Origin of the sequence: Shinella sp. JR1-6, from assembly GCF_004284735.1 — a bacterium.
Lineage (GTDB): Bacteria > Pseudomonadota > Alphaproteobacteria > Rhizobiales > Rhizobiaceae > Shinella.
This window is the reverse complement of sequence record NZ_SHMI01000005.1, coordinates 403,015-425,546: the sequence shown is the minus strand read 5'-3', so window position 1 is coordinate 425,546 and position 22,532 is coordinate 403,015. Positions and strand designations below refer to the sequence as shown.

Sequence of the window (22,532 nt, the reverse complement as noted above, 5' to 3'; positions counted from 1 at the left end):
GTGGGCCTCAATCCACGGAACGCCTGGAACGACAATGCTTGATATCAAATGGATCCGCGACAACGCCGCCGCTCTCGACGCCGCCCTGGCAAAGCGCGGCGCGAGCCCCCTGGCAAAGGCCCTCATCGATCTCGACGAGAGGCGCCGCAGCGTCATCCAGAAGGCGCAGGACATGCAGTCGCGCCGCAACGCCGCCTCCAAGGAGATCGGCGCGGCCATGGCGGCGAAGAACAGCGAGCTCGCCGAGAAGCTGAAGACCGAAGTCTCGGCCATCAAGGATCAGCTTCCCGCCGCCGAGGAAGAGGAGCGCCAGGTCACTGCCGAGCTCAACGACGCCCTGTCGCGCATCCCGAACATTCCGCTCGACGACGTGCCTGTCGGCACCGACGAGGCCGGCAATGTGGAAAAGCTGAAATGGGGTAGCAAGCCCGGCTGGAACCACAAGGCGCAGGAACACTACGAGATCGGCGAAGCCCTCGGCTACATGGATTTTGAAGCCGCAGCTAAGATCGCCGGCTCGCGCTTCACCGTGCTGAAGGGCCAGCTCGCACGCCTTGAGCGCGCCCTCGGCCAGTTCATGATCGATGTGCACACCGGCGAGCACGGCTATACGGAAGTGCATGCGCCGCTCCTCGTGCGCGACGATGCCATGTTCGGCACCGGCCAGTTGCCGAAGTTCTCCGAAGACCTGTTCCGTACCACGGACGGCCGCTGGCTGATCCCGACCGCGGAGGTCTCGCTCACCAACCTCGTGCGTGAGGAGATCGTCGATCAGGAAAAGCTGCCGCTGCGCTTCACCTCGCTGACGCCGTGCTTCCGTTCGGAAGCGGGCTCGGCCGGCCGCGACACGCGCGGCATGCTGCGCCAGCATCAGTTCATGAAGTGCGAGCTCGTGTCGATCACCGATGCGGAAAGCTCGATCGACGAGCACGAGCGCATGACGGCCTGCGCAGAAGAAATCCTGAAGCGCCTCGGCCTGCACTACCGCGTCATGACGCTCTGCACCGGCGACATGGGTTTTGGCGCCCGCAAGACCTATGACCTGGAAGTCTGGCTGCCCGGCCAGGATACGTTCCGCGAAATCTCGTCCGTTTCGGTCTGCGGTGATTTCCAGGCGCGGCGCATGAATGCGCGCTATCGCGGCAAGGACGACAAGGCGACGAAGTTCGTGCACACGCTGAACGGCTCGGGCACGGCGGTCGGCCGCGCGCTGATCGCCGTCATGGAAAACTACCTCAACGAGGACGGTTCGGTCACCGTGCCGGACGTGCTGCTGCCCTATATGGGCGGCCTGAAGAAGATCGAGAAGGCCGCCTGAGGCGGAAGGCGGAGATGACATGCGTATTCTTCTGACGAACGACGACGGCCTCCATGCCGAGGGCCTTGCTGCCCTCGAGCGGATTGCCCGCGAGCTGACGGATGACGTCTGGATCGTGGCGCCCGAGACGGACCAGAGCGGTCTTGCCCATTCGCTGACGCTTTCCGAGCCGCTGCGCCTGCGCAAGATCGACGAGAAGCGCTACGCGCTGCGCGGCACGCCGACCGACTGCGTCATCATGGGCGTGCGCGAAGTGCTCGACAGGAAGCCGGACCTCGTGCTGTCCGGCGTCAATGTCGGCGCCAACATGGCCGACGACGTCACCTATTCGGGCACGATCGCCGGCGCGATCGAGGGCACGCTGCAGGGCATCAAGTCCATGGCGCTGAGCCAGGCCTACAACCATGCCGGCGGCCGCGTCGTGCCGTGGGAAGTCGCCGAAAGCTTTGCGCCGAAGCTGATCCGCCAGCTGATGGACGTCGAGCTGCCGGACTGGACCTTCTTCAACGTCAATTTCCCGAACTGCGCGCCTGCGGACCTCAAGGGCGTCGAGGTCACCAGCCAGGGCAAGCTCGATTTCGGCCTGACGATCGACGAGCGCATGGACGGCCGCGGCTTCCCCTATTACTGGCTGCGCTTCGGTGAGCGGAAGGGCGATTTCCGCGCCGGAACGGACATCCACGCGGTGAAGAACCACAAGATCTCCGTAACACCGCTGAAGCTCGATCTCACGGACTACACGGTGCTGGATCGCGTGCAGCGCGCGCTCAACGGCGAGGATGCGGATTGAACACGGGACGGGTCATCGAGAAAGAGGGTTTTGCCGCGCTGGCGTTGCGCCTGCGCGGCCAGGGCATCAACAATCTCGACCTGTTGACCGCCGTCGAGCAAACGCCGCGCACGCTTTTCGTGCCGCCGCAGTTTGCCGGCGACGCCTATTCGCGGCGCATCCTGCCGCTCGACTGCGGGTCCTTCATGGAAGGGATCGACCTTTCCGTACGGCTCCTGCACCATCTGAACCTCAAGGCCGGCCAGCGCATCCTCGAGGTCGGCACTGGCTCCGGCTTCACCGCCGCCGTCATGGGGCGTCTGACGGAACGCGTGCTGACCGTCGATCGCTACCGGACGCTCGCCACCAATGCGCAGCAGTCGATCGAGAAGGCCGGCATCCGCAATGTCATCGTGCGACAGGCCGACGGCAGCAACGGCATGCCGGGTGAGGGGACCTTCGACCGCATCCTCGTCACCGCCGCCTTTCCCGCCCTGCCGCGCTTCTTCGCCGAACAGCTGGTGTCGGGCGGCATGCTGATCGCCCCCGTCACGGTCAGCGAAACCGAGTGTCGCATGCTGAAGCTGGTCAAGACCGGCAGCCGCTTCGATCGCGAGGACCTCTTCGAGGTGCCGTATCTGCCGATCGTTCCCCAGATGGCGCAGGCCCTCTGATCCCTTCCCAAAACCCGCTTTCTTTCGCTCGGCAAGCCGGCGCCGGCTGAGTCTTTCCGCATTTTTGGCGGAAAACCAACGCGCGCGGCGCGCGCGCCTGCGCGTTTCGCGCGAATTCCGAGCGTAAATACAGCGCGTTAACCTTTTGTTAACCAGCGCAAGCTTCGCGCAAGCTTCGGGGCGTAGGCCGGTGGCGAAGCAGAAACTTCCACGCAGGACGCCGGTTTTCCAAGGGTGCGGCCGTTCCGATGGAGAGGGAAATGCACGTCACGAACAGGATCGCCAGCAGCTCGACCAGCAACAGCCTCGCGTATCTCGCGACCAAGGCTGCCGGCAAGGTCGCCGAAGAAAGCGCCGAGGCCGGCTCGACCGCGCATCTGGCTGGCGGCAGCTATGATCCTTCCGCCCATGTCGGCCTTTCGGTCGATGCGCTTCTGGTCCTCAGCGTCGCCAGGGAAGAGACGGCTTACAGTCAGCCAGCGCTTACCGAGGCCGAGCGCGAGAACCTGGATACGGCGGCGCTGGAGCAGCGCGAACATGCGGCGTTCGGCCACTTCCTGGCGGAAGGCGACCGCAAGGCCTATTACCGTGCCTATATCGAATATTTCGACAGCATGCCCGTCGAGGACCAGCGCAGCGCCCGCTATGCCGGTACGCGCGAGCCTGCCGTCGCCGCGCTCCGCGCCATCGCCTACAATGAAAGCGCGCTCGACATGACGGCGCCCGACGCCGCTCTTGAGAACGTCGTGCCCACCGATGACAGGGCCACCCGGCGCGCGACCCCCATCTCCGCGATCTTCCAGCCGAGCCAGGCGGATTTCGAGAATGCTGCCCGTGTCGTCACCAGCCGTATCTCCCGCGCCGACACCATGTACGCGACCGGCTTTTGATCCGTTATCGTGGCCCTCTTGCCACGGTGCGGGCGCGCCATGGTTATCAATTCATCAAAAAAACAATGCGGATAGGCCCGCTTTAACCGGGCAGTAACTCTAACGCGCTTTAATCGGTCCACATCAAGTAGCGTACCGATTGGGTAGTCACATGCGTAAGAGTGTATCGCCGAGTTTTGCTAGGACCGCGACCCGCCTCGTGGTTGCCGCCTTGCTGGCCAGCGTCGCGACCGGGTGCAGCTCGGACGTGTCTCGTTTTGGCGGCCTCTTCTCATCCTCCGGCCAGGATAACATGACGACGAGCTCGGTCCCGCGCCGCACGCTCCTCGGCGGCAATCCGGTTCCCCGTGGCAATGTCGGCAACGGCCAGCAGTTCGCGACGGCCGACCAGCTGGGGTCGCGCGAGGAAGCGCTCAATCAGCCGTTCCCCGATCAGGGCGCCGTCTCCTACGATCCGATCAACACCGCGACCACTGGCGGTTCCGGCACGCGGCTGGCGACGACGCCGATGAGCGTCCAGCGCGGCGAGCTTGGCGATCCGACCGCCGGCGCCCGTCAGGCCGCCGAGCGTGAAGTCGCCCTCGGTCAGCAGATTCCGGAGCGCAAGGCGAAGGCGATCGTCGGGGATGCAGACACTCTGACGACGGCAACCGTCAACAAGGGCAAGGCCGGCTGGTCGACGGCGAACGCGCCGGTCGTCATGCTGCGCCAGGGCGAAAGCGTGAAGACGCTCGCCAACCGCTACGGCGTGCCGGAAAAGGAAATCCTCGCGGCCAACAACCTGAAGCGTGCATCCGACGCCGAGCCGGGCCAGAAGATCGTCATCCCGACCTTCAGCACCACGGCAAGCGCCGCCAAGGCCTCGACTGACAGCACGCTCAAGGTCGACAACAAGCTGCCGACGCCGGAGCGCAAGGGCGAGCAGAACGTCGCCATCCTGCCCACCACCTCCAGCCGTGAAAAGCTGAAGTCGGAAAGCGGCCAGACGAATTCGAACGTCGCCGATGCCGGTGAAGGCAAGGGCAAGGGGAGCTACGAAGTGAAGCCGGGCGATTCGCTCGCCAAGATCGCGCGCAGCAACGGCGTCTCCGTCGATGCGCTGAAGAAGGCGAACGGGCTCACCACCGCGTCGATCCGCATCGGCCAGAACCTGGCCATCCCGGCCGGCGGCAGCATGGCTGCGGCCGAGACGACGACCGACAAGACCGTGACCGCATCGGTTCCGGTCAAGAAGGAAAAGGCTGTCGAGACGGCGGAGAAGAAGCCGGAAGCCTACAAGGCGCCGGTGAAGACCGTTTCGGTCACCGAAGTGGCGGCGAAGTCCGACGTGACGGACGAAGCGCCTGAATCCACGGGCATCGGCAAGTATCGCTGGCCGGTGCGCGGCGCGGTCATCGCGGGCTACGGCGCGAATGTCGAAGGCAACCGCAACGACGGCATCGACATCTCGGTTCCCGAGGGCACGCCGATCAAGGCTGCCGAAAACGGTGTGGTCATCTATTCGGGTTCCAGCCTGAAGGAACTCGGCAACGCAGTTCTGGTGCGTCACGACGACGGCACCGTCACGGTCTATGGCCATGCCGGCGAGCTGAACGTCCAGCGCGGCCAGAAGATCCAGCGCGGCCAGACCGTCGCGACCTCGGGCATGAGCGGCAATGCCACCCGCCCGAAGGTGCACTTCGAGGTGCGCAAGAACGCCACCCCGGTCAACCCGATGACCTTCCTCGAATAGGGTCGGGCGAAACGGCACCGCGGAAACATCGAACGGACGGCTCTCCCAAGGGCCGTCCGTTTGCTATTGCGCGGCGCGATTGCCGAAGGCCTCGCGATAGGCGGCGGGCGTCGTCGAAAGGTGCAGGCGAAAATGGTGACGCAGCGTACCCGTTGTGCCGAAGCCGGCGAGCGCTGCGATCTCTTCGACCGAGGTGTTGGTTTCCTCCAGGAGGTCGCGCGCCTTGCCGAGGCGTTGGGCGAGCAGCCAGCGGGCAGGCGTCATACCGGTCGCAGCTTCGAAACGGCGGAGGAACGTGCGTTCGCTCATGCCGGTGCGGCGGGCGAGCGTCGCCACGGAATGATCCGCGCCGAGATTTTCCCTGATGTGGTCGAGCAGCGGGCCAAGCCGGCTTTTCTCGTGGGCGCGCGGCACAGCCTGCCGGATGAATTGGGCCTGGCCGCCGTCGCGATGCGCCGGCACGACCAAGCGCCGCGCCACCAGGTTGGCCGCCTCCGTACCAAAATCCCGACGGATGAGATGGAGGCAGAGATCGAGCCCCGCCGCTGTTCCTGCCGAGGTGAGGACGTCGCCCGCGTCGACGTAGAGCACGTCGGGACTGACGCCGATTTCCGGATGCCGTTCGGTGAGGGCGTCGGTATAGCGCCAATGCGTCGTCGCCGCCTTGCCGTCGAGCAGCCCCGCCGCAGCGAGCACGAAGGCGCCGGAGCAGAAGGAAAGAATGCGCGCACCGCGCGCATGGGCCGCCCGCAGCGCCTCGATCAGCGCCTTCGGTACAGGTGAATCGACCCCACGCCAGCCAGGTACCACGATTGTCCCGGCCTCCGCCAGCAGGTCCAGCCCGCCATCCACCTGGAAGCGCAGCCCGCCGGTGGCGCGCATCTCGCCTTCATCGACGCCCGCGACGGCAAAACGATACCAGTTCTCGCCCATTTCCGGCCGCGGCAGCGCAAAAATCTCGGTCGCGATGCCGAATTCGAAGGTGCAGAGCCGATCGTAGGCAAGCGCGACGACAAGGGGATTGGCGATCGGGCGAAGGAGACGCATGTTTGGCATGATCTTGATCCTATATGGCAATCCCGCCATCTGCAAGGTGCGCCGGAAACCGGCTAGAGATCTCTCATCGTCAGCAAGGAGAGAGACCATGAGCCATGTCACCGACTACGCGGCAGCCCCGTCCACCGTCGCGATCGAGCATTTCCTGAAGCGCCTTTCCGTCGAGACCGATTGTGCCGATGTCGCCGCAGCGCTGAAGTCGGGGGACCAGGATTTCGTGCTGCTGCATGTCGTCGGAACGCCGGAAGCCTATGCGCGGCGACATGTGCCGGGCGCGCTGCACCTGCCGCACCGGGAGATTTCCGTGGAACGCATGGCGGAGTGGCCCGAGGATACGCTGTTCGTCGCCTATTGCGCCGGTCCTCATTGCAACGGCGCGGACCAGGCAGCGCTGAAACTCGCGCGGCTCGGACGGCCGGTGAAGATCATGATCGGCGGCATCACCGGCTGGGCCGACGAGGGGCAGCCCTTCGCCGCCGGCGCCGCGCCGGGAAGCCTCCTTTCGGTCGCTGTCGAATGAGCGCCGTTGATATTGTCGTCCGGCCTTTCCAGCCGCAGGATATCGACGCCGTCTGGCGGTTGATGCGCGATCTTGCTACCTTCGAGGGTTATATCGACGCCTTCGCGGTCACGCCCGAGGATCTGCTGGCGTTTGGCTTCGGCCCTGCGCCAGCCTTCGGTGTGTTCGTCGCCCTCAAAGGAGAAACGATCGCCGGTATCGCCGTGCATTACCGCATCCCCTGGACCTTCGACCTGCGGCCCGTCGTGGTGCTGAAAGAGCTCTACGTCGCGGAGGGGTTTCGCGGCGCGGGCGTCGGACAGGCACTTTTCACGCAACTGCGCGCCCATGCGGCCGGGATCGGCGCTTCCGCCCTGCGCTGGACGGTGCTGCCGGGCAACGAGCCGGCCCGGCGCTTCTATGCTGCCGAGGGCGCAGCGCCGGATGCGGCATGGGAGCATTGGACACTCCCGCTACCAGGCCGAATCTGAGAAAGTCCCCGCAAAACAGAAAGACCGGAGGCCTTCTTGATCACCTGCTATCTCAGATATGTCATCGATCCGCACAAGTTGGCGGAGTTCGAAGAATATGCCCGTGCCTGGATCCCCATCGTCAACCGCATGGGCGGCACGCATCACGGCTATTTCCTGCCGAGCGAAGGGGCGAACAACATCGCGCTGGCGCTCTTCAGCTTTCCGAGCTTTGCCGCCTACGAGGACTACCGCACGCGTATGCTGACCGATCCCGAATGCGTCGCGGCTTTCGAGATGGACAAGCGCAACCGCAGCATCGTGAGCTACGAGCGAAGCTTCCTGCGCCCGGTGTTTTCCTGAGCAAGGAAAAAGCCGGCTCATTGCTGAGCCGGCTTTTCGTCATTTCGCCAGCGGTTTGCCCAGCCTGCCTGCAAGATCCTGGACATACTGCCAGGCGACGCGGCCGGAGCGCGAGCCGCGGGTGGTCGACCATTCCAGCGCCTCGGCATGCAACTGTTCTGACGGGATGTCGAGGTCGAAATGCCGGGCATAGCCGTCGATCATCTCGAGATATTCGGCCTGGCTGCACTTGTAGAAGCCGAGCCAGAGACCGAAACGGTCCGAGAGCGAAACCTTCTCCTCCACCGCCTCCGACGGATTGATCGCCGTCGACTGCTCGTTCTCCATCATGTCGCGCGGCAGGAGGTGCCGGCGGTTGGACGTGGCGTAGAGCAGCACATTGTCCGGACGCCCCTCGACGCCGCCGTCGAGTGCCGCCTTCAGCGACTTGTAGGACGTGTCGTCATGGTCGAAGGACAGGTCGTCACAGAAGATGATGATCGGGCAGGGCGCTTCCTTGAGAATATCCATCAGCGCCGGCAGCGTGGCGATGTCCTCGCGGTGCACTTCGACCAGCTTCAGCTTGCTGCCGGTTTCCTTTGCGGCAAGCGCATGGACGGATTTCACCAGCGATGACTTGCCCATGCCCCGCGCGCCCCAGAGCAGCACGTTGTTGGCTGGCAGGCCGCGGGCGAAACGCACGGTGTTGTCGACGAGGATGTCACGCACATGGTCGACGCCGCGGATGAGATCGATCTCGATGCGGTTCGGCCGCTTGACTGGCTGAAGGTGCTGGCGGGCCGGCGACCAGACGAAAACCTCGGCGGCGTTCCAGTCGTTGACGGCGGGGGCGGGGCCGGCGAGGCGTTCCAGCGCGGCGTTGATGCGGCCGATTTCGGCGAGCAAGAGCTTGACGTGATCTTCCTGCAATTTCTCTCTCCTCATGCGTCCCTGCCGGGTAGCATGCGGCGGCGGGTCGCGAAAAGGGGGAAAGCGCTTGAAAACAGGCCACTTCGCAAGGTCGTGTGTTGCATTCAAGGCCCGCTTGCCTATATTCCGGCAACCGAAACGGCCCTGGAGGCCGCACGAATTCAAGATTTCAAGGAGTAGTTGATGTTCATTACCGAGGCCTTCGCGCAGACGGCGGCACCCGGCGGTGCAGGCGGCGCAGACATTCTGATGTCGGTCCTGCCGTTCCTGCTGATCTTCGTGGTGATGTATTTCCTCATCATCCGTCCGCAGCGCGCTGCCATGAAGCGTCGCGATGAGCTTCTGAAGAACATCCGCCGCGGCGACCAGGTCGTTACCGGCGGCGGCATCGTCGGCAAGGTCACCAAGGTCGTCGACGACAACGAACTCGAAGTCGAGATCGCCGAAGGCATCAAGATCCGCGTCGTACGCAGCGGCGTCAGCGAAGTCCGCGTCAAGGGCGAACCCGTCAAGGAATAACTTGGCCTGCCGCCTGGCCGAGCGAATGTGCCCGGCCGGACGGCCCGACTGGTTTTCAGCCGGCGGCGTGCCGGATTAGTCGAGATCGCGATGCAGCAATCCGCCCGCTGGAAGACCTTTTCCCTCTGGCTCGTCCTTGCGGCGAGCCTTCTTGTTCTTCTGCCGAGCCTTTTGCCGGCACGGATGTCGGCCGGCCTTCCCGGCTGGCTGAGCGAGCGTCGCCTCGCCCCCGGCCTCGATCTTACCGGTGGCTCCCGCCTGGTGCTGGAAGTCTCGCGCAGCGATATCGCCGCCGAACGGCTGCGTGCCGGCGTCGAGACGATCGGCAACGCGCTTCGCGCCGCCCGCATTCCCTATAGCGATCTCAACGGCGCCGACGACACGATCGAGGTGACGGTCTCGGCCGCCGATCGCCGTGACGCGGCCCGCGCGGCGCTCGCCGGTCTCGATCTCGGCACGCTCAGCGAGCCGGAGGCCGGCCAGTTCCGCATCGTGCTTTCGGGCGAAGCGGTGGACAGCGCCGTCAGCGCGGCCTCGCTCGGGGCGGTCGATGCCGTGCGCCGCCGCGTCGAAAGCCTTGGCATTCCCTCGCTGCTCGTCGCCCGCGGCGACCGCGACCGGATCACCGTCTCCATGCCGGGCCTCACGGATCCGCAGCGCGTGAAGGACATGCTGGCGCAGGTCGGCCGTCTCTCCGCCCGGCTGGTGGACGACAGTGTGCCGGTCGACCAGGCGATCGAGAACGGCCCTCCGGCCGGATCCGAAGTGCTCTACTCCACCGGCGAGCCGCCGGTCGGCTATCTCGTGCGCCAGGACGATCTTTTCACCGCCGTCGACGTTGCCTCCGCACAGCCGGCAGCCAATGGCGAACCCTTCATCGAATTCGTGCTGAAGGGCGAGGCCGCCGAACGGCTCGCCGCCTTCACCCGCAACAACAGCGGCCGCACCGTCGCCATCCTGCTCGACGGCCAGGTGATCTCCACCTCGCGCATCCAGGGCGCCATCACGGACGGCGTTGGCCGCCTCTCAGGTGATTTCGACGCCGAGGGCGCGGCGAACCTCGCACGCGTCATCGCCAGCGGCCCGCTGCCTGCGCCGCTCACCATCATCGAGGAACGCTCCATCGAGCCGGTGCTTGGCACGACCTCGGGCGACACGGTCGTTGTCGCGCTTCTCGTCGCCGTCGCGGCCGTCGTCGCCTTCATGACCTTCTTCTATGGCGTGCTTGGCGTCATCGCCTCGCTGGCATTGTCCTTCAACGTCATCCTTACCTTCGCCATGCTGGCGCTGATCGGCGCACCGCTGTCGCTTTCCATGATCGCCGGTATCGTGCTCACGGTCGGCATTGCCGTCGATGCCAGCGTGTTGATCTTCGAGCGTATCCGCGAGGAGGTGAAGGGTGGGCGCGAGCTCTCCCGGTCTGTTCTGGTCGGTTTCCGCCGTGCCCGTGCCACGGTGCTCGATGCCGCCGTCACCATGTTCATCGCCATCGCGGTCCTCTTCCTGCTTTCGGCCGCACCGGTGCGCGCCTTCGCGCTTGCCGTCGGTATCGGCCTTTTCGCGACGCTCATCACCACCTTCACGTTGACGCGCCGCCTTGTCACGGTCTGGCTCAACCGCAGCCACGCGACGCACCTGCCGAAGGGCGTGCGCTCCGGCTTTTTCGACAGCCTCAATCTGCGTTTCATGGCGGTGCGCAATGGCGTCTTCCTGCTGACGGCGGTGCTGTCGCTCGCCATCGCGGGCCTCTTGGTCGCCGGCAAGCTCAAGCTCGGCATCGATTTCACCGGCGGTGCGGCGCTGGAGGTGCAGGCGAAGGCCGGCAATGCGGATCTCGACGACATCACGGCCCGCCTGAACGATGCCGGCGTCGACGTGCTGAACGTCACGAAGCAACGCGATGCGCGGCACGCGCTGGTGCGGATGACATCGGCGGGCGAGGGCGAGAACGCTGAGCAGACCTCCGTGCTGATTGCCCGCGGCGAGCTGGAGGACGATTACGATTTTCGCCGTGTCGAGGTGGTCGGCCCGGCGATCTCAGGCGAATTGATCGATACTGCGACCCTTGGCTTCATCGTCGGTTTGCTCGCGCTCGTCGCCTATATCTGGATCCGCTTCGAATGGCACTTCGCCATCGGTGCGATCATCTCGCTGGCGCATGACGTGTTCTTCACACTCGGTTTCCTCGCGCTCGCCAAGATCGAGTTCAACATCAGCGCCGTCGCGGCACTGTTGACGGTCGCCGGCTATTCGCTGAACGACACGATGGTCGTTTACGACCGTGTTCGCGAGAATCTCCGGCATTTCAAGCAGATGCCGCTGCCGATCCTCATCGACGACGCGATCAACCGCACACTCTCGCGCACCGTGCTCACCTCGGCGACGACGCTGATCGCGCTCGCCGCGCTTGCGCTGTTCGGCGGTGAGGCAATCGGCACCTTCGCGCTGACGCTGCTCTTCGGGGTGGCGATCGGCACCATATCCTCTATCTATATCGCCGGACCGGTCCTTATCCTGTTCCGCCTCCAGCCGGAGCGCTACCGCCCGGGCAAGGGCGGCAAGGGCCCGGCTCCGGAAGCGACGGGAGCCAATGGCTAAAGGCATCGAAATCCGGGAGGCGCATTTCCCCGGCCGTGCGCCGATCGACGCATATGGCAATGGCGGCTTCCGCTTTGCCGACATGTCGCATCGCGGCTCCATCCTCTGCCTGCCGTCGGGTATCCATGGCTGGGACAAGGAGGAGGGCGCGCCGCTGACCCTGGCGGACCTTCAGCGCGTCCTGGACGAGGCGGGCGAGATCGAGGTGCTGCTCGTCGGCACGGGCAAGGAGATCCGTCCGCTCTCGGCCGAGATCAAGGCAGCGCTGACGGAGCGCAAGGTGCGTTCCGATCCGATGAGCACGGGCGCCGCCGTACGCACCTTCAATGTCATGCTGGCCGAAAGCCGGGCCGTCGCCGCAGCGCTGATCGCGGTGTGAATCTTGCCATGACTGATATGCGGCAAGACCCTTATGCGCACTGTCTGGCGATGCTTCGCGACACCGACCGCGACCGTTACCTCGCCTGCCTGCTGGCCCCGGCGGAAAAGCGCGGCGCGCTTGCCGCGCTCTATGCCTTCAATGCCGAGATCGCCCGCGTGCGCGACGTGGTGCGCGACGCGTTGCCCGGCGAAATCCGCCTGCAATGGTGGCGCGACGTGCTCGAGGGTACGGCCGAGGGCGATGCCATGGCCAATCCGCTCGCTGCCGGCCTGATGGCCTGCGTGAAGGAACATCGGCTGCCGGTCGCCGTGCTGACGGACATGACAGAGGCGCGCATCTTCGACGTCTACAACGACCCGATGGAAAGCCGCGCGGCATTCGAAGGCTATGCCGGTGAAACCGCCTCGGCGCTGATCCAGCTTGCAAGCCTTATCCTTGATCCGGCAAGGGCGCCCGAATCGGCGGAGGCTGCCGGCCATGCCGGCGTGGCGCAGACCGTCGCCGGCACCCTGCTGATGCTGCCGATCCACCGGCGGCGCGGCCAGGTCTACCTGCCGGCCGATCTTCTTGCCGCCACTGGCCTGACACCGGAAGCCCTGCTTGCCGGCAACGATACGGCCGCGGCGGCGCGGGCGGTGGATGCCTTTGTCGGTCTCGGCCGGGAGCACCTTGCCAAGGCACGGGCCGCTGGCGGCGTTTCGCCGGCCAACCGCCCGGCCTTTCTGCCCGTCGCGCTCGTTCCGCCTGTGCTGGGTGCTGCGGAGAAGGCCGGCGAAGCGGTGCTTGAGCGCTCCCTCCAGCCCGCCCAATGGCGACGGCAATGGTGGATGTGGCGTGCGCTGCGCCGTGGCCCGTTCTAACTCGGCGGGGTTCCCGTTTCTTCGCGTGTCGCGTAAAATTGCGGTGTCCGGTCGGCGCTGCCTCTTGGGCGCCTGACAAGACGCAAAACTGGCGCAAGCCTTGTCCGCTACAGCGGCAGGACGTTTTTCGCGGAGGAATCGCGCCGATGCTCTGGACCATCACCATCGCCTGCCTGCTTTTGGCCGGCCTCGTCTTCCGTCAGGTGTTTCGCCGGGATGAGGAGCAGGAGATGGCCGGCGAGGATGCGGGGCTTGCGATCCTTGAATTCGGCCGCGCCTTTCCCGACGAGGCGATCCGCGAGGTCATCACCACCGCGGACAGCCGCACGGTGTTCCTGCGCCTGCATGACGGCAAGGCCGGATGCATGCATGCCCATGGTCACCACTATTCCTGCCACAGGATCGAGCCCGGCACCGTGCGCGTCGAAAGCGCCGGCCCGAAGCGCCTCGCCGTGAAATTTGCCAATGCCGCCTTCGAGGGCGGCGTCTTCGAATTCCGCGACGAACGGGAGGCCGCGGAGGTCTCGCTCTGGCTGCTCGGCAGCTTCATGCCGGCCGTGGCCGGGCGCGGGGCCGAGACCGCAGGCCAACAAAACTAAAAAGGCGGGGCCAATCGCCCGTGGCACGACGTTGCGTCCTTTTCCTTCTCCTCAACGGGGAGAAGGTGGCCCGAAGGGTCGGATGAGGGGGGCGTGCGACGGCTTCCGCCTAGCCCCTTCATCCCGCTGCCGCGACCTTCTCCCTGCAGGGAAGAAGGGGCAGAAGGCGTGCTCCCGGCCTCCTGAGTGAGCTATCCTGCATTTTGACGATGCGGCCGAGGGGTAGCCGCCCGGAGAATCAGCGACCGAGCCAGCGGGCACAGTCTTCGAGCGCCCGTGCGGCCGTCGCCTGCTTCTTGGCGAGGGCCTTGTCCTTGCCACGGAACCGCTTCACGCCCTCCGGCTTCGTCACCGTGCCCGGCTCCAGCGGCGGGAACAGGCCGAAGTTGACGTTCATCGGCTGGAAGGAACGTTTGCCCGGCTCGTCGTCCGAGACGATATGGCCGCCGGTGATATGGCCGAGCAGCGCGCCGAAGGCTGTGGTTTCCGGCGGCAGTGAGGGCGTTTCGCCGCGTCGTTCGGCAACCGCGAACCGGCCGGCGAGCAGGCCGATGCTGGCGCTCTCCACATAACCCTCGCAGCCGGTGATCTGGCCGGCAAAGCGCAGGCCCGGACGACCCTTCAGCGTCAGCGAGCGGTCGAGCAGCGTCGGCGAATTGATGTACGTGTTGCGGTGGAGGCCGCCGAGGCGAGCGAATTCCGCATTCTGGAGGCCGGGAATCAGGCGGAAGATCTCGGCCTGGGCGCCGTATTTCAGCTTCGTCTGGAAGCCGACCATGTTGTAGAGCGTGCCGAGCGCATTGTCCTGCCGCAGCTGCACGACGGCATAGGGCTTGACCGTCGGGTTGTGCGCATTGGTGAGGCCCATGGGCTTCATCGGGCCGTGGCGCGGCGTTTCGCGGCCGCGCTCCGCCATCACCTCGATCGGCAGGCAGCCGTCGAAATAGGGCGTGCCCTCCCATTCCTTGAAGCCTGTCGTATCGCCGGCAATCATCGCGTCGATGAAGGCGTTGTACTGCGCTTCGTCCATCGGGCAGTTGATATAGTCCTTGCCCGTGCCGCCGGGGCCGACCTTGTCGTAGCGCGACTGGAACCAGCAGATGTCCATGTCGATGCTGGCCGTATGCACGATCGGCGCGATGGCGTCGAAGAAGGCGAGCGAATCGGCGCCGGTGCGGGCCTGGATCGCTTCGGCGAGCGACGGGGCGGTGAGCGGCCCGGTGGCGATGATCGCCTGGTCCCAAGCCTCCGGTGGCAGGCCGGTGACCTCCTCGCGTATGATGGAAATCAACGGGTGGCCTTCGAGTGCGGCGGTGACGGCGGCGGAAAAGCCGTCGCGATCGACGGCGAGGGCACCGCCGGCCGGCACCTGGCTGCTATCGGCCGCGCGCATGATCAGCGAGCCGGCGAGCCGCATTTCGGCGTGCAGCACGCCAACGGCATTGCTCGTCGCGTCGTCCGAGCGGAAGGAGTTGGAGCAGACGAGTTCGGCAAGGCCGTCCGTCTTGTGGGCATCCGTGCCGCGCACCCCGCGCATTTCATGCAGGATGACGGGTACGCCGCTGGTCGCGATCTGCCAGGCGGCTTCCGAGCCGGCAAGGCCGCCGCCGATGACGTGGATGGGAGCGAGGGGAGAGGTCTGTGTCATGGGCGGTTCGTTACCATGCCCGCGGGCTGCTTTCCATCACGGAGATTCAAAAGCCCGAATCAAAAACGGCACCAGATGGTGCCGTTTGAAGCGTTCCTCGCGCGTCGCCGTTTCCGGCCGCAGCGGTGGAAACCGGCTATGTCTTAGCGGAAGGAACGGGCTGCGATGTCGCGGATGTCGTAACGGGTCAGGCCGATGTCGGACAGCGTGTGGTTCGACAGGTTGCCGAGTTCGTTCATCGTGCGGCGGTAGGAAATCCAGTTCTTTGCAATGCGGATCGGGTTCATCGTCTTCTCCTCGAAGGGTTGGCCGGGAGGTCTGTCTCACCGGTGTGTGAGCTCTATATAGGCGATACCCTTATTAATGTGCAGTGCAAAGAAAATGCAGCTGCTATGCATTTGTGCAATAAGACGACCACCAATCGGGCAGGTGATTTTTCTGCGGGCATAGCACGCAGAAAATGCCGCTATTCCAGGCAGATAGAAAGCTTCATCGTACTGGGTAGCTTCTCTGCGGAATGTCGCATGGGGAAAATTGCGACATTGTGCGGCGCAAAAAGACAGGCAGACAAAAACGCCCCCAGGCGGGAAGCCTGAGGGCGTTCGAAACAGGACCGCTAACGGTCGTTCGGCTTAGTTGGCAGCCTTGCGAGCGATGTACGGAATATCGCTGCGGCCGATGCCGAGGTCGCGGAGTTCCCGGTCCGACATGCGGCCGAGTTCGTTGACGGTCTGACGGTACTTGCGCCAGTTGTTGAAAGAGCGTGCCAGGTTCATGTTCTTACCCCTTTCTTGGGCTTCCTACTGGGCGGCCGCTCGTCCTTGGCGCCGCCCCGATCTGATGAATTGGAATATACGCTGCGCCGCCGAAAAGAACAGCGCTGTTACAGCACGGCACCTATGCGTTTTGAGCATGTCAAGCGGAAATTTCGGCAAAATTCTGGCCAAATTTCGGGCTTTTGGCCACAAGGGTTAAGATCGCTATGCGTCAGGGGTTGGGTGCAGCGCAAAACAAAGCCCGCCGGGGGAGGAGGTCCGGCGGGCTTTGCTGATATCGATTGGCAGCCTGGGAGGAGGAGGGAGGGCCGCCAATCCTGTCGGGGACGTTGGGAGGAGGAGATCGTCGCCCGACCGATGGGAATGATATAGACCGTTCGAGCCTTGCGTTGAAGCGCAGGATGGGAATGGCACCAATGCATGTGGCGCATGCCTGTGAACGTGCAGCAGGATTTTCTGCCCGTATTTTGAGCAGGACGGTCGATCGTGTCGAGGTGTTTGGCCGCTTTGGCGCGGCTTCCCATGCGTCTGGCGCAAACAATAACGCCCGCTGGGGGAGGAGGTCCAGCGGGCGTCACTATGAGTGATTGGCAACTGGGAGGAGGAGTGTTGCCAATCGTATCGAAACGACACTGGGAGGAGGAGTGCGTCGTTCCGAATTCTATGTCGATCCCTGTTTCCAGGGCTCAGGTCGGTCGGCATCATGCCGGGCGTTCGACCAGTCCGCCTTTCCCGTTCCTCTGTCGCCCTACGTTACGCGGCGCCTTGATTTGCGGGCCGGATCGCTTCTGATCCGATGTCTGAACTATAGCCTCGACCGTTGATTTTGTGCAGTGCAATATGAGCATGGATGATATGCGCCAACTGCATGTCCGAAACCACCGGTCCAATCGACCTGTTGAGGCTAGTTTTATCAGGCCTTTCTCTATTTCCCGTTAATCTTGGTGGTGGCGAGCCCGTCTTCAAGGGCAGAAGTGTCGAATAAATGCTCTTTTTTCGGATTTTTGCTCCGATTGCGAATTTCCAGCGGCCCTGTATCGTTCCTGTTGACAGCGCCGGAATCGGCGCGAACCGCAGGCATTTTCGAACGGAGCAGGAACGGATGTACAGGGGCAGGTTGGAGCGCGACCTCAAACACTGGACGGCACAGGGCTTGCTCGATGCCCCGACGGCCGGGCGCCTGCTGCAGGAATACGATTCCCGCCCCAGTTCCTTCAGCCTCGGCCGGGTTTTGATGATCATCGCGGCGCTGCTCGTTTCGGCCGCGGTGCTGCTGCTCGTCGCGGCCAACTGGGAGGCGATCCCGCGGCTCGTCCGGCTCGTCGGCATCGTCGGGCTGATCTGGGGTGCCTATATTGCCGGCGCGGTGCTGACCACCCGCGGCGCGGAGCGGCTGGCTTCCGCCTTCCTCGTCTTCGGCACGCTCGCCTTCGGCGGCGCGATCGCCCTCGTCGGCCAGATGTATCATCTTTCCGGCGATACGTTCCAGGCGATGCTCGTCTGGTTCTCAGGGGCGGTCGTGGCTGCCGCGCTCTTCCGCTCGGGCGCCGTCACGGCCATTGCCGGTGTCCTTGCCTTCGTCGTTTCCGGCGCCGACTGGACGTCGTCCTACAATGTCGACGAGACGGTGCTGCTCTGGCTGATGCCGTTGATGGCGGTCATCGTCATCCTCTTGGTGCGCTATACCGGCGCGGCGCGGGTGCGGCATCTCGCCTATCTGCTGCTCGTCGCCTGGCTTGCCTTCATCTATAGCGAATACGAGACGCCCGAGACCGCCATCGCGATCGCCGGCTTCGGCGCGATCGCCTATCTCCTCGCCGCCGTGCCGCAATCGCCGCTGCATGCGTTTGCCCGCAGCGCCGGTGCTGCACCCGCCTTCTATTCCTATCTGGTGCTGGTGGTCGGCCTTCTCGTGCTGCATGCCGAATTCGACAATATGGCGAACCGCCTGTTCCTCGGCATCATCACGCTCGCGGCCGCCATTGCCGGCATTGCGCTGTCCGGCAAGGAGAACGGCGCGGTGCGCTACCTCGGCTATGCGACCTTTGCCGCCGAGACGCTCTATCTGGCCTCCGAAACGATCGGCTCGATCATCGGCACATCCGGCTTCTTCCTGGTGTCCGGACTCGTGGTGGCGCTGATCGCCTGGGCGGTGATCGCGCTGGAGCGGCGCTTTTCCAAGGCTGAAACGAAGGCGGAGGCCTGACCCATGACCCTTTCCCGTTTTCTCCGCGTGCCGCCGCTCGTCGCCGGTATCCTTGCCGCCGCGCTGCAGACGGCCGTGCTCGGCTACATGGTCGAAAGCCGCGCGTCGATCCTGCGCAGCGGCGCCGATATCAAGCTGAAGACGCTGCCGGTCGATCCGCGTGATCTCCTGCGCGGCGACTATGTCATCCTGTCCTACCCGATCTCGACCATCCCCAAGGCGATCGTCACCGGCGATGTGCCGAAGACGAGCGGCCGTGTACGCCTCGCCGTGCGCTTGAAACCCGGCGCGGACGGCCTGTGGACGGCGAGCGAGGCGGGCTTCGGTGATCTTGCGCCGGAAGAGGGCAGCGTCATCCTGCGCACGCTGCCCTTCGATTACTATTCCGCCGGCGACGGCAGCCTGCCCGACACCCTCTTCGTGAGCTATGGCCTCGAGCGCTATTATGTGCCGGAGGGTGAGGGCAGGGTGCTGGAGGATGCCCGCAACCAGGAGGAGCTGGAGGTGGAGGCCCGCGTTTCCGCGGACGGTACGCCGCAGATCGCCCGGCTGATCCTTCGCGGCGAGCCAATCTATGACGAACCGCTCTATTGATGGGAGCGCCCGGAAGCTCCCGCATTTTTCCTTTGATCCTCCGGAAACGGGTGATATAGAGACGCCGCGCTCGGAAGGCGCCACGGTGCGCAGCTGCGCTGCCCGTGGCAAAGCGGTTTCTGAGACGCGGGTATGGTGAAATTGGTAGACACGCCAGATTTAGGTTCTGGTGCCGCAAGGCGTGGGAGTTCAAGTCTCTCTACCCGCACCAGAGCCACCAAACGCGGAGACAGGAGGTTTCCGCGTGACGTGGAGCACAGCGACACAATTCCTTAAATCGGCGGCGATTTAAGGAATTGTGTCGTAGATTCTAGAGTGCGACAGCGTCCTTTGCGCGCCGTAAATGGCGCGCGGCGCTGTCGAGAGCGCCATTTTGCTTGCCAAAAGGCCACCGAATTCAGTAAAGCCACTGCCGGCAAATGGACCGGCGGGGTGCTCGCCATAACCGGCAGGCCGGTTTGAGCATCGCCAACTCGAAATGAAGGTTTGAACATGCAGGTTATCGAAACGCTCGCTGAAGGGCTGAAGCGCGAAATCAAGGTCGTCATCCCGGCCAAGGACATGGAAGCTCAGATGAACGAGCGTCTTGAAGACGCCAAGGGCCGTGTCCGCATCAACGGCTTCCGTCCGGGCAAGGTGCCCTTCGCGCATCTCAAGAAGATGTACGGCAAGTCCATCATGGCCGAACTCGTCAACGAGATCGTCCGCGACCGTCCGTCGGCCATCCTTTCCGAGCGCGGCGAAAAGTCTGCGACGCAGCCGGAAATCGCGATGACCGAAGACCAGGCTGAAGCGGAGAAGATCCTCGCCGGTCAGGCCGATTTCGAATTCACGCTGTCCTATGAAGTGATCCCGGCCATCGCCCTGAAGGACAATTCCGGCATCGCCGTTACGCGCGAAGTCGTCGAGGTCGACGCGTCCGAGGTTGACGAGCAGATCCTCAAGATCGCCGAAAGCGCCCGCACCTACGAGACCAAGAAGGGCAAGGCCGCCAATGGCGACCGCGTCACGATCGACTATCTCGGCAAGGTCGACGGCGAAGCCTTCGACGGCGGCAAGGACGAGGACGCAGAACTCGTTCTCGGCTCCAACCGCTTCATCCCCGGCTTCGAAGAGCAGCTCGTCGGCCTGAAGGCTGGCGAAGAGAAGGTCATCACGGTCACCTTCCCGGCCGACTACCCGGCCGCAAACCTCGCCGGCAAGGAAGCCACCTTCGACATCAACGTCAAGGATGTCGCCGCTCCCGCCGACATCGAGATCAACGACGACCTCGCCAAGACGCTCGGCCTCGAATCGGCCGACAAGCTGCGCGAAATCGTTCGCGGCCAGATCGAAAGCCAGTACGGCTCGGTCACCCGCCAGAAGGTCAAGCGTCAGATCCTCGACCAGCTCGACGAGATGTACAAGTTCGATACGCCGGAACGTCTGGTCGAAGCCGAATTTGAAAACATCTGGCGCCAGATCAACACGGACCTCCAGCAGTCCGGCAAGACCTTCGCTGACGAAGACACGACGGAAGAGGCTGCCCGCGAAGAATACCGCAAGCTTGCCGAACGCCGCGTCCGCCTCGGCCTCGTTCTCTCGGAAATCGGTGAAAAGGCCGGCGTCCAGGTCAGCGACGAGGAAATGCAGCAGTCGCTCTACCAGCAGCTCCGCCAGTTCCCGGGCCAGGAAAAGCAGATCCTCGAATACTTCCAGAAGACCCCGGGCGCCGCCGCATCGCTGCGCGCGCCGATCTTCGAAGAGAAGGTCGTCGATCACCTGCTCGGCGAGATCAAGGTGACGGACAAGACCGTCTCCAAGGACGAGCTGATGGCAGACGACGAAGAGGGTTCCGAAAAGGAAACCAAGAAGGCTGCGCCGAAGAAGAAGGCTGCTGCGAAGGCCGACGCTGCGGAAGGCGAAGACGCCGCTCCGAAGAAGAAGGCCCCGGCCAAGAAGAAGGCCGCTGAAGGCGACGCCGAATAATTTGGGATAGGGCCACGACGGCCTGATCTGACACTGTTCGTCGCCCGCGGCTCTGGCCGCGGGCGATTTTTTATGCGTTCTCGATGGATGCGAGCAGCGGCCAGCCGGAAAGAACCGCAGAAGCGGGCATATCGATGAAGCCCGACCGCACCTGATCGGGATGTCGCTCATGGCAAAGCCGTGCCAGCCGGTAGCCGAGGGTGTAGCCGGCCCAGCGTGGCACCGCACCGGCCCCGAAGAACCATTCGGCATGGTCATAATAGGGATTTTCGAGTTCCGTGTTCGCCTGGGCGAGGGTGCCGGGAAGCTGCTCATGATCGAGCGCCGCGGTCCAGGGCGGTGGAGCAAGGCCGGTCAGCATCTCGGCAAAGGCATCTGCCAATCCTTCCGACGCGATCGCCTCGCCGAGTGTTTCCCCATAGCCGCAGGCGTTCCAGCGCATGGCGTGGTGCAGCTCATGCGCCAGCATCTGCTGGAAAACCCCGCCAGCGACATGCGCTTCGAAGGCTGGGTTGTCCGGCGCAAGACTGATCGTCACGAGGCCACGCCGGAAGCACGACCCACCCATCGCCATTTCCGGGACCGTGCCCTCGGGAAAGTTCTGTACGAGAATATCCACCGGATGGCGGCAGAGATCGGCGGGCACGCGGGCGGCTATCCGTCTGCCGATGTCGATCGTCTGTAAGCGAAGCGTATCGCGCCAGGCGGAAAGAGAGCCCTCCGCCTCCAGCAAATGAAGTGTCAGGTTCATGCCCGTCTCCCCGCTCATGCCATGCGGTGCAATGTTTGCAGAAGGAAGGGGACGCGGAAAGAGAAAACTGTCAGTGGCGCGGCGCTCGTTCCGCGTGCGTGGAGGACGCGCCCTGGCCGAGCGTCAGAAGCAGTGCCCGGTGATCCGACACTTCCGGTGATTCGACGACGGTAAATCCGGCGACTGGCACCGTCGCATTCACCAGCATGTAGTCGGCGTAGCGGCCGGGTTTCGTGTAGTGCGAGGTCCGCGTGTCCGTGAAGCCACGGGTCGTGACGAGATCGGTCAGACCGAGGCGGGAGAGCGCCCCGAACGTCCTGCTCTCCGGCAGAAGGTTGAGGTCGCCACAGAGGACGAGGCCTTCGTCCGGGCGGTGCAAACGCTGGACAAGGGCGGTCAGGGCGTCGGCCTGCGCGTCACGCTCCGGCGTGTCGCCCTTGCCATCGACGGTCCGCAGGCCGTGGAGCTGCACAACGGTGAGTGCGCGGTCCGCGGCATAGTCGTAGAGGCGCAAGGCGTGGGCATTGCGGGGACGCGGATGCGGGCCGAAAGCGTGCGGGGAGAACGCGCCGTGCACGAAATCGAGCGCCTGGCCGATCACGGAGACATCCTGTCGAACGAAGGTGGCGAGGCCGAATTCCTGCCAGCAGGGATGCATGCCGTCCATCAGCTCGCCGCGCATGGCCGGCGCGAAGAAACCGTCATGGCCGGGCAGGGCGGCGGCGATGTCGCGGTAGAGATTGGCGCGCTGCTGGAGCTCCACCGCGCCGTCGCGATAGGTCAGAAAAGCCGAGCGCGCGGCGATGGCGCGCGGTACCTCCTGCAGGCAATAGACGTCGGCATCGACATCCGCGAGATAGGCAAGGAGCGGCGCATGCAGCATGCCGCCCCAGACGTTCAGCGACAGGATCTTCACGCGCGCTGCTCCTCCCGCGTGTTTTGCGATTCTGG

General features: G+C 64.4%; 23 protein-coding genes and 1 tRNA gene. 17 read left to right on the top strand and 7 right to left on the bottom strand.

Annotated elements, in window-relative coordinates:
* The first annotated feature begins 34 nt into the window (after positions 1–34).
* From serS to EXZ48_RS12015, 5 genes are all read left to right on the top strand, one after another.
* Entirely contained in the window at positions 35–1,318 is a 1,284-nt protein-coding gene (gene serS, locus EXZ48_RS12035) for a serine--tRNA ligase (RefSeq protein ID WP_130516124.1), read from the top strand.
* A gap of 19 nt (positions 1,319–1,337) precedes the next feature.
* Positions 1,338–2,108, top strand: a complete 771-nt coding sequence (gene surE / locus EXZ48_RS12030; RefSeq protein ID WP_130516122.1) for a 5'/3'-nucleotidase SurE — start codon at positions 1,338–1,340, stop codon at positions 2,106–2,108.
* Entirely contained in the window at positions 2,105–2,761 is a 657-nt protein-coding gene (locus EXZ48_RS12025) for a protein-L-isoaspartate(D-aspartate) O-methyltransferase (RefSeq protein ID WP_023511869.1), read from the top strand. Before surE ends, EXZ48_RS12025 begins: the two co-directional genes overlap by 4 nt.
* 260 nt (positions 2,762–3,021) lie before the next feature.
* On the top strand, positions 3,022–3,651 hold the full coding sequence (locus EXZ48_RS12020; protein ID WP_130516120.1) for a biotin biosynthesis protein BioC: 630 nt from the start codon (positions 3,022–3,024) through the stop codon (positions 3,649–3,651).
* Between the two features lie 151 nt (positions 3,652–3,802).
* A complete protein-coding gene (locus EXZ48_RS12015; protein ID WP_130516118.1) occupies positions 3,803–5,383 on the top strand; it encodes a peptidoglycan DD-metalloendopeptidase family protein in 1,581 nt (526 codons plus the stop codon).
* A 63-nt stretch (positions 5,384–5,446) separates the two neighbouring features.
* On the opposite strand, the gene ftrA is transcribed toward EXZ48_RS12015, so the two are convergent.
* The gene (ftrA, locus tag EXZ48_RS12010; protein WP_207900397.1) at positions 5,447–6,439 is read right to left on the bottom strand and encodes a transcriptional regulator FtrA; all 993 of its coding nucleotides are present in this window, start codon (positions 6,437–6,439) and stop codon (positions 5,447–5,449) included.
* A gap of 88 nt (positions 6,440–6,527) precedes the next feature.
* Between ftrA and EXZ48_RS12005 the strand changes: the two genes are divergently transcribed.
* Genes EXZ48_RS12005 through EXZ48_RS11995 form a run of 3 tightly spaced genes read left to right on the top strand, consistent with a single transcriptional unit; the run spans position 6,528 to position 7,771 of the window.
* On the top strand, positions 6,528–6,959 hold the full coding sequence (locus tag EXZ48_RS12005) for a rhodanese-like domain-containing protein (protein WP_130516113.1): 432 nt from the start codon (positions 6,528–6,530) through the stop codon (positions 6,957–6,959).
* Positions 6,956–7,429 (top strand): GNAT family N-acetyltransferase, encoded by a 474-nt coding sequence (locus tag EXZ48_RS12000; protein ID WP_130516111.1) that lies wholly within the window; start codon positions 6,956–6,958, stop codon positions 7,427–7,429. Before EXZ48_RS12005 ends, EXZ48_RS12000 begins: the two co-directional genes overlap by 4 nt.
* Positions 7,430–7,465: 36 nt before the next feature.
* Positions 7,466–7,771 carry an NIPSNAP family protein gene (locus EXZ48_RS11995; protein WP_023511875.1) on the top strand — a complete coding sequence of 102 codons (306 nt, stop codon included), beginning with the start codon at positions 7,466–7,468 and terminating at the stop codon, positions 7,769–7,771.
* Between the two features lie 39 nt (positions 7,772–7,810).
* Here the strand turns inward: EXZ48_RS11995 and EXZ48_RS11990 are convergent, their stop codons facing one another.
* Positions 7,811–8,680: an ATP-binding protein gene (locus tag EXZ48_RS11990; RefSeq protein WP_037406753.1), complete on the bottom strand. Its 870-nt coding sequence runs from the start codon at positions 8,678–8,680 to the stop codon at positions 7,811–7,813.
* A 183-nt stretch (positions 8,681–8,863) separates the two neighbouring features.
* Here EXZ48_RS11990 and yajC point away from each other — a divergent pair, with 183 nt between their 5' ends.
* The 5 genes from yajC to EXZ48_RS11965 all read left to right on the top strand — a co-directional run bounded on the left by yajC (position 8,864) and on the right by EXZ48_RS11965 (position 13,638).
* Complete coding sequence (gene yajC / locus EXZ48_RS11985) at positions 8,864–9,199, top strand: preprotein translocase subunit YajC (protein ID WP_023511877.1); 336 nt, start codon at positions 8,864–8,866, stop codon at positions 9,197–9,199.
* A 90-nt stretch (positions 9,200–9,289) separates the two neighbouring features.
* Positions 9,290–11,797: a protein translocase subunit SecD gene (gene secD, locus EXZ48_RS11980; protein WP_130516109.1), complete on the top strand. Its 2,508-nt coding sequence runs from the start codon at positions 9,290–9,292 to the stop codon at positions 11,795–11,797.
* Positions 11,790–12,176 (top strand): Mth938-like domain-containing protein, encoded by a 387-nt coding sequence (locus tag EXZ48_RS11975; protein ID WP_023511879.1) that lies wholly within the window; start codon positions 11,790–11,792, stop codon positions 12,174–12,176. The genes secD and EXZ48_RS11975 overlap by 8 nt, the downstream gene beginning before the upstream one ends.
* Positions 12,177–12,184: 8 nt before the next feature.
* Entirely contained in the window at positions 12,185–13,039 is an 855-nt protein-coding gene (locus EXZ48_RS11970; RefSeq protein ID WP_165909335.1) for a phytoene/squalene synthase family protein, read from the top strand.
* A 146-nt stretch (positions 13,040–13,185) separates the two neighbouring features.
* The gene (locus EXZ48_RS11965) at positions 13,186–13,638 is read left to right on the top strand and encodes a hypothetical protein (protein ID WP_023511881.1); all 453 of its coding nucleotides are present in this window, start codon (positions 13,186–13,188) and stop codon (positions 13,636–13,638) included.
* Positions 13,639–13,876: 238 nt separating this feature from the next.
* Here EXZ48_RS11965 and trmFO read toward each other — a convergent pair whose 3' ends face one another.
* The 3 genes from trmFO to EXZ48_RS11945 form a co-directional block, all read right to left on the bottom strand.
* The gene (trmFO, locus tag EXZ48_RS11955) at positions 13,877–15,286 is read right to left on the bottom strand and encodes a methylenetetrahydrofolate--tRNA-(uracil(54)-C(5))-methyltransferase (FADH(2)-oxidizing) TrmFO (RefSeq protein WP_130516105.1); all 1,410 of its coding nucleotides are present in this window, start codon (positions 15,284–15,286) and stop codon (positions 13,877–13,879) included.
* A gap of 143 nt (positions 15,287–15,429) precedes the next feature.
* The gene (locus tag EXZ48_RS11950; protein WP_023511883.1) at positions 15,430–15,573 is read right to left on the bottom strand and encodes a DUF1127 domain-containing protein; all 144 of its coding nucleotides are present in this window, start codon (positions 15,571–15,573) and stop codon (positions 15,430–15,432) included.
* 345 nt (positions 15,574–15,918) lie between these two features.
* Complete coding sequence (locus EXZ48_RS11945) at positions 15,919–16,062, bottom strand: DUF1127 domain-containing protein (RefSeq protein ID WP_024270460.1); 144 nt, start codon at positions 16,060–16,062, stop codon at positions 15,919–15,921.
* Between the two features lie 1,102 nt (positions 16,063–17,164).
* Here EXZ48_RS11945 and EXZ48_RS11940 point away from each other — a divergent pair.
* From EXZ48_RS11940 to tig, 4 genes are all read left to right on the top strand, one after another.
* Entirely contained in the window at positions 17,165–18,268 is a 1,104-nt protein-coding gene (locus EXZ48_RS11940) for a DUF2157 domain-containing protein (RefSeq protein ID WP_130516103.1), read from the top strand.
* A 3-nt stretch (positions 18,269–18,271) separates the two neighbouring features.
* Positions 18,272–18,862, top strand: a complete 591-nt coding sequence (locus tag EXZ48_RS11935; RefSeq protein ID WP_130516101.1) for a GDYXXLXY domain-containing protein — start codon at positions 18,272–18,274, stop codon at positions 18,860–18,862.
* 126 nt (positions 18,863–18,988) lie between these two features.
* A tRNA-Leu gene (locus EXZ48_RS11930) sits at positions 18,989–19,073 on the top strand.
* 281 nt (positions 19,074–19,354) lie between these two features.
* Positions 19,355–20,830 carry a trigger factor gene (gene tig, locus EXZ48_RS11925; protein WP_130516099.1) on the top strand — a complete coding sequence of 492 codons (1,476 nt, stop codon included), beginning with the start codon at positions 19,355–19,357 and terminating at the stop codon, positions 20,828–20,830.
* Positions 20,831–20,900: 70 nt separating this feature from the next.
* On the opposite strand, the gene EXZ48_RS11920 is transcribed toward tig, so the two are convergent.
* Both EXZ48_RS11920 and EXZ48_RS11915 read right to left on the bottom strand, forming a co-directional pair.
* Entirely contained in the window at positions 20,901–21,581 is a 681-nt protein-coding gene (locus tag EXZ48_RS11920; RefSeq protein ID WP_165909334.1) for a DUF2268 domain-containing putative Zn-dependent protease, read from the bottom strand.
* Between the two features lie 70 nt (positions 21,582–21,651).
* Positions 21,652–22,497: an endonuclease/exonuclease/phosphatase family protein gene (locus EXZ48_RS11915; protein WP_130516094.1), complete on the bottom strand. Its 846-nt coding sequence runs from the start codon at positions 22,495–22,497 to the stop codon at positions 21,652–21,654.
* Between the last annotated feature and the right edge of the window lie 35 nt (positions 22,498–22,532).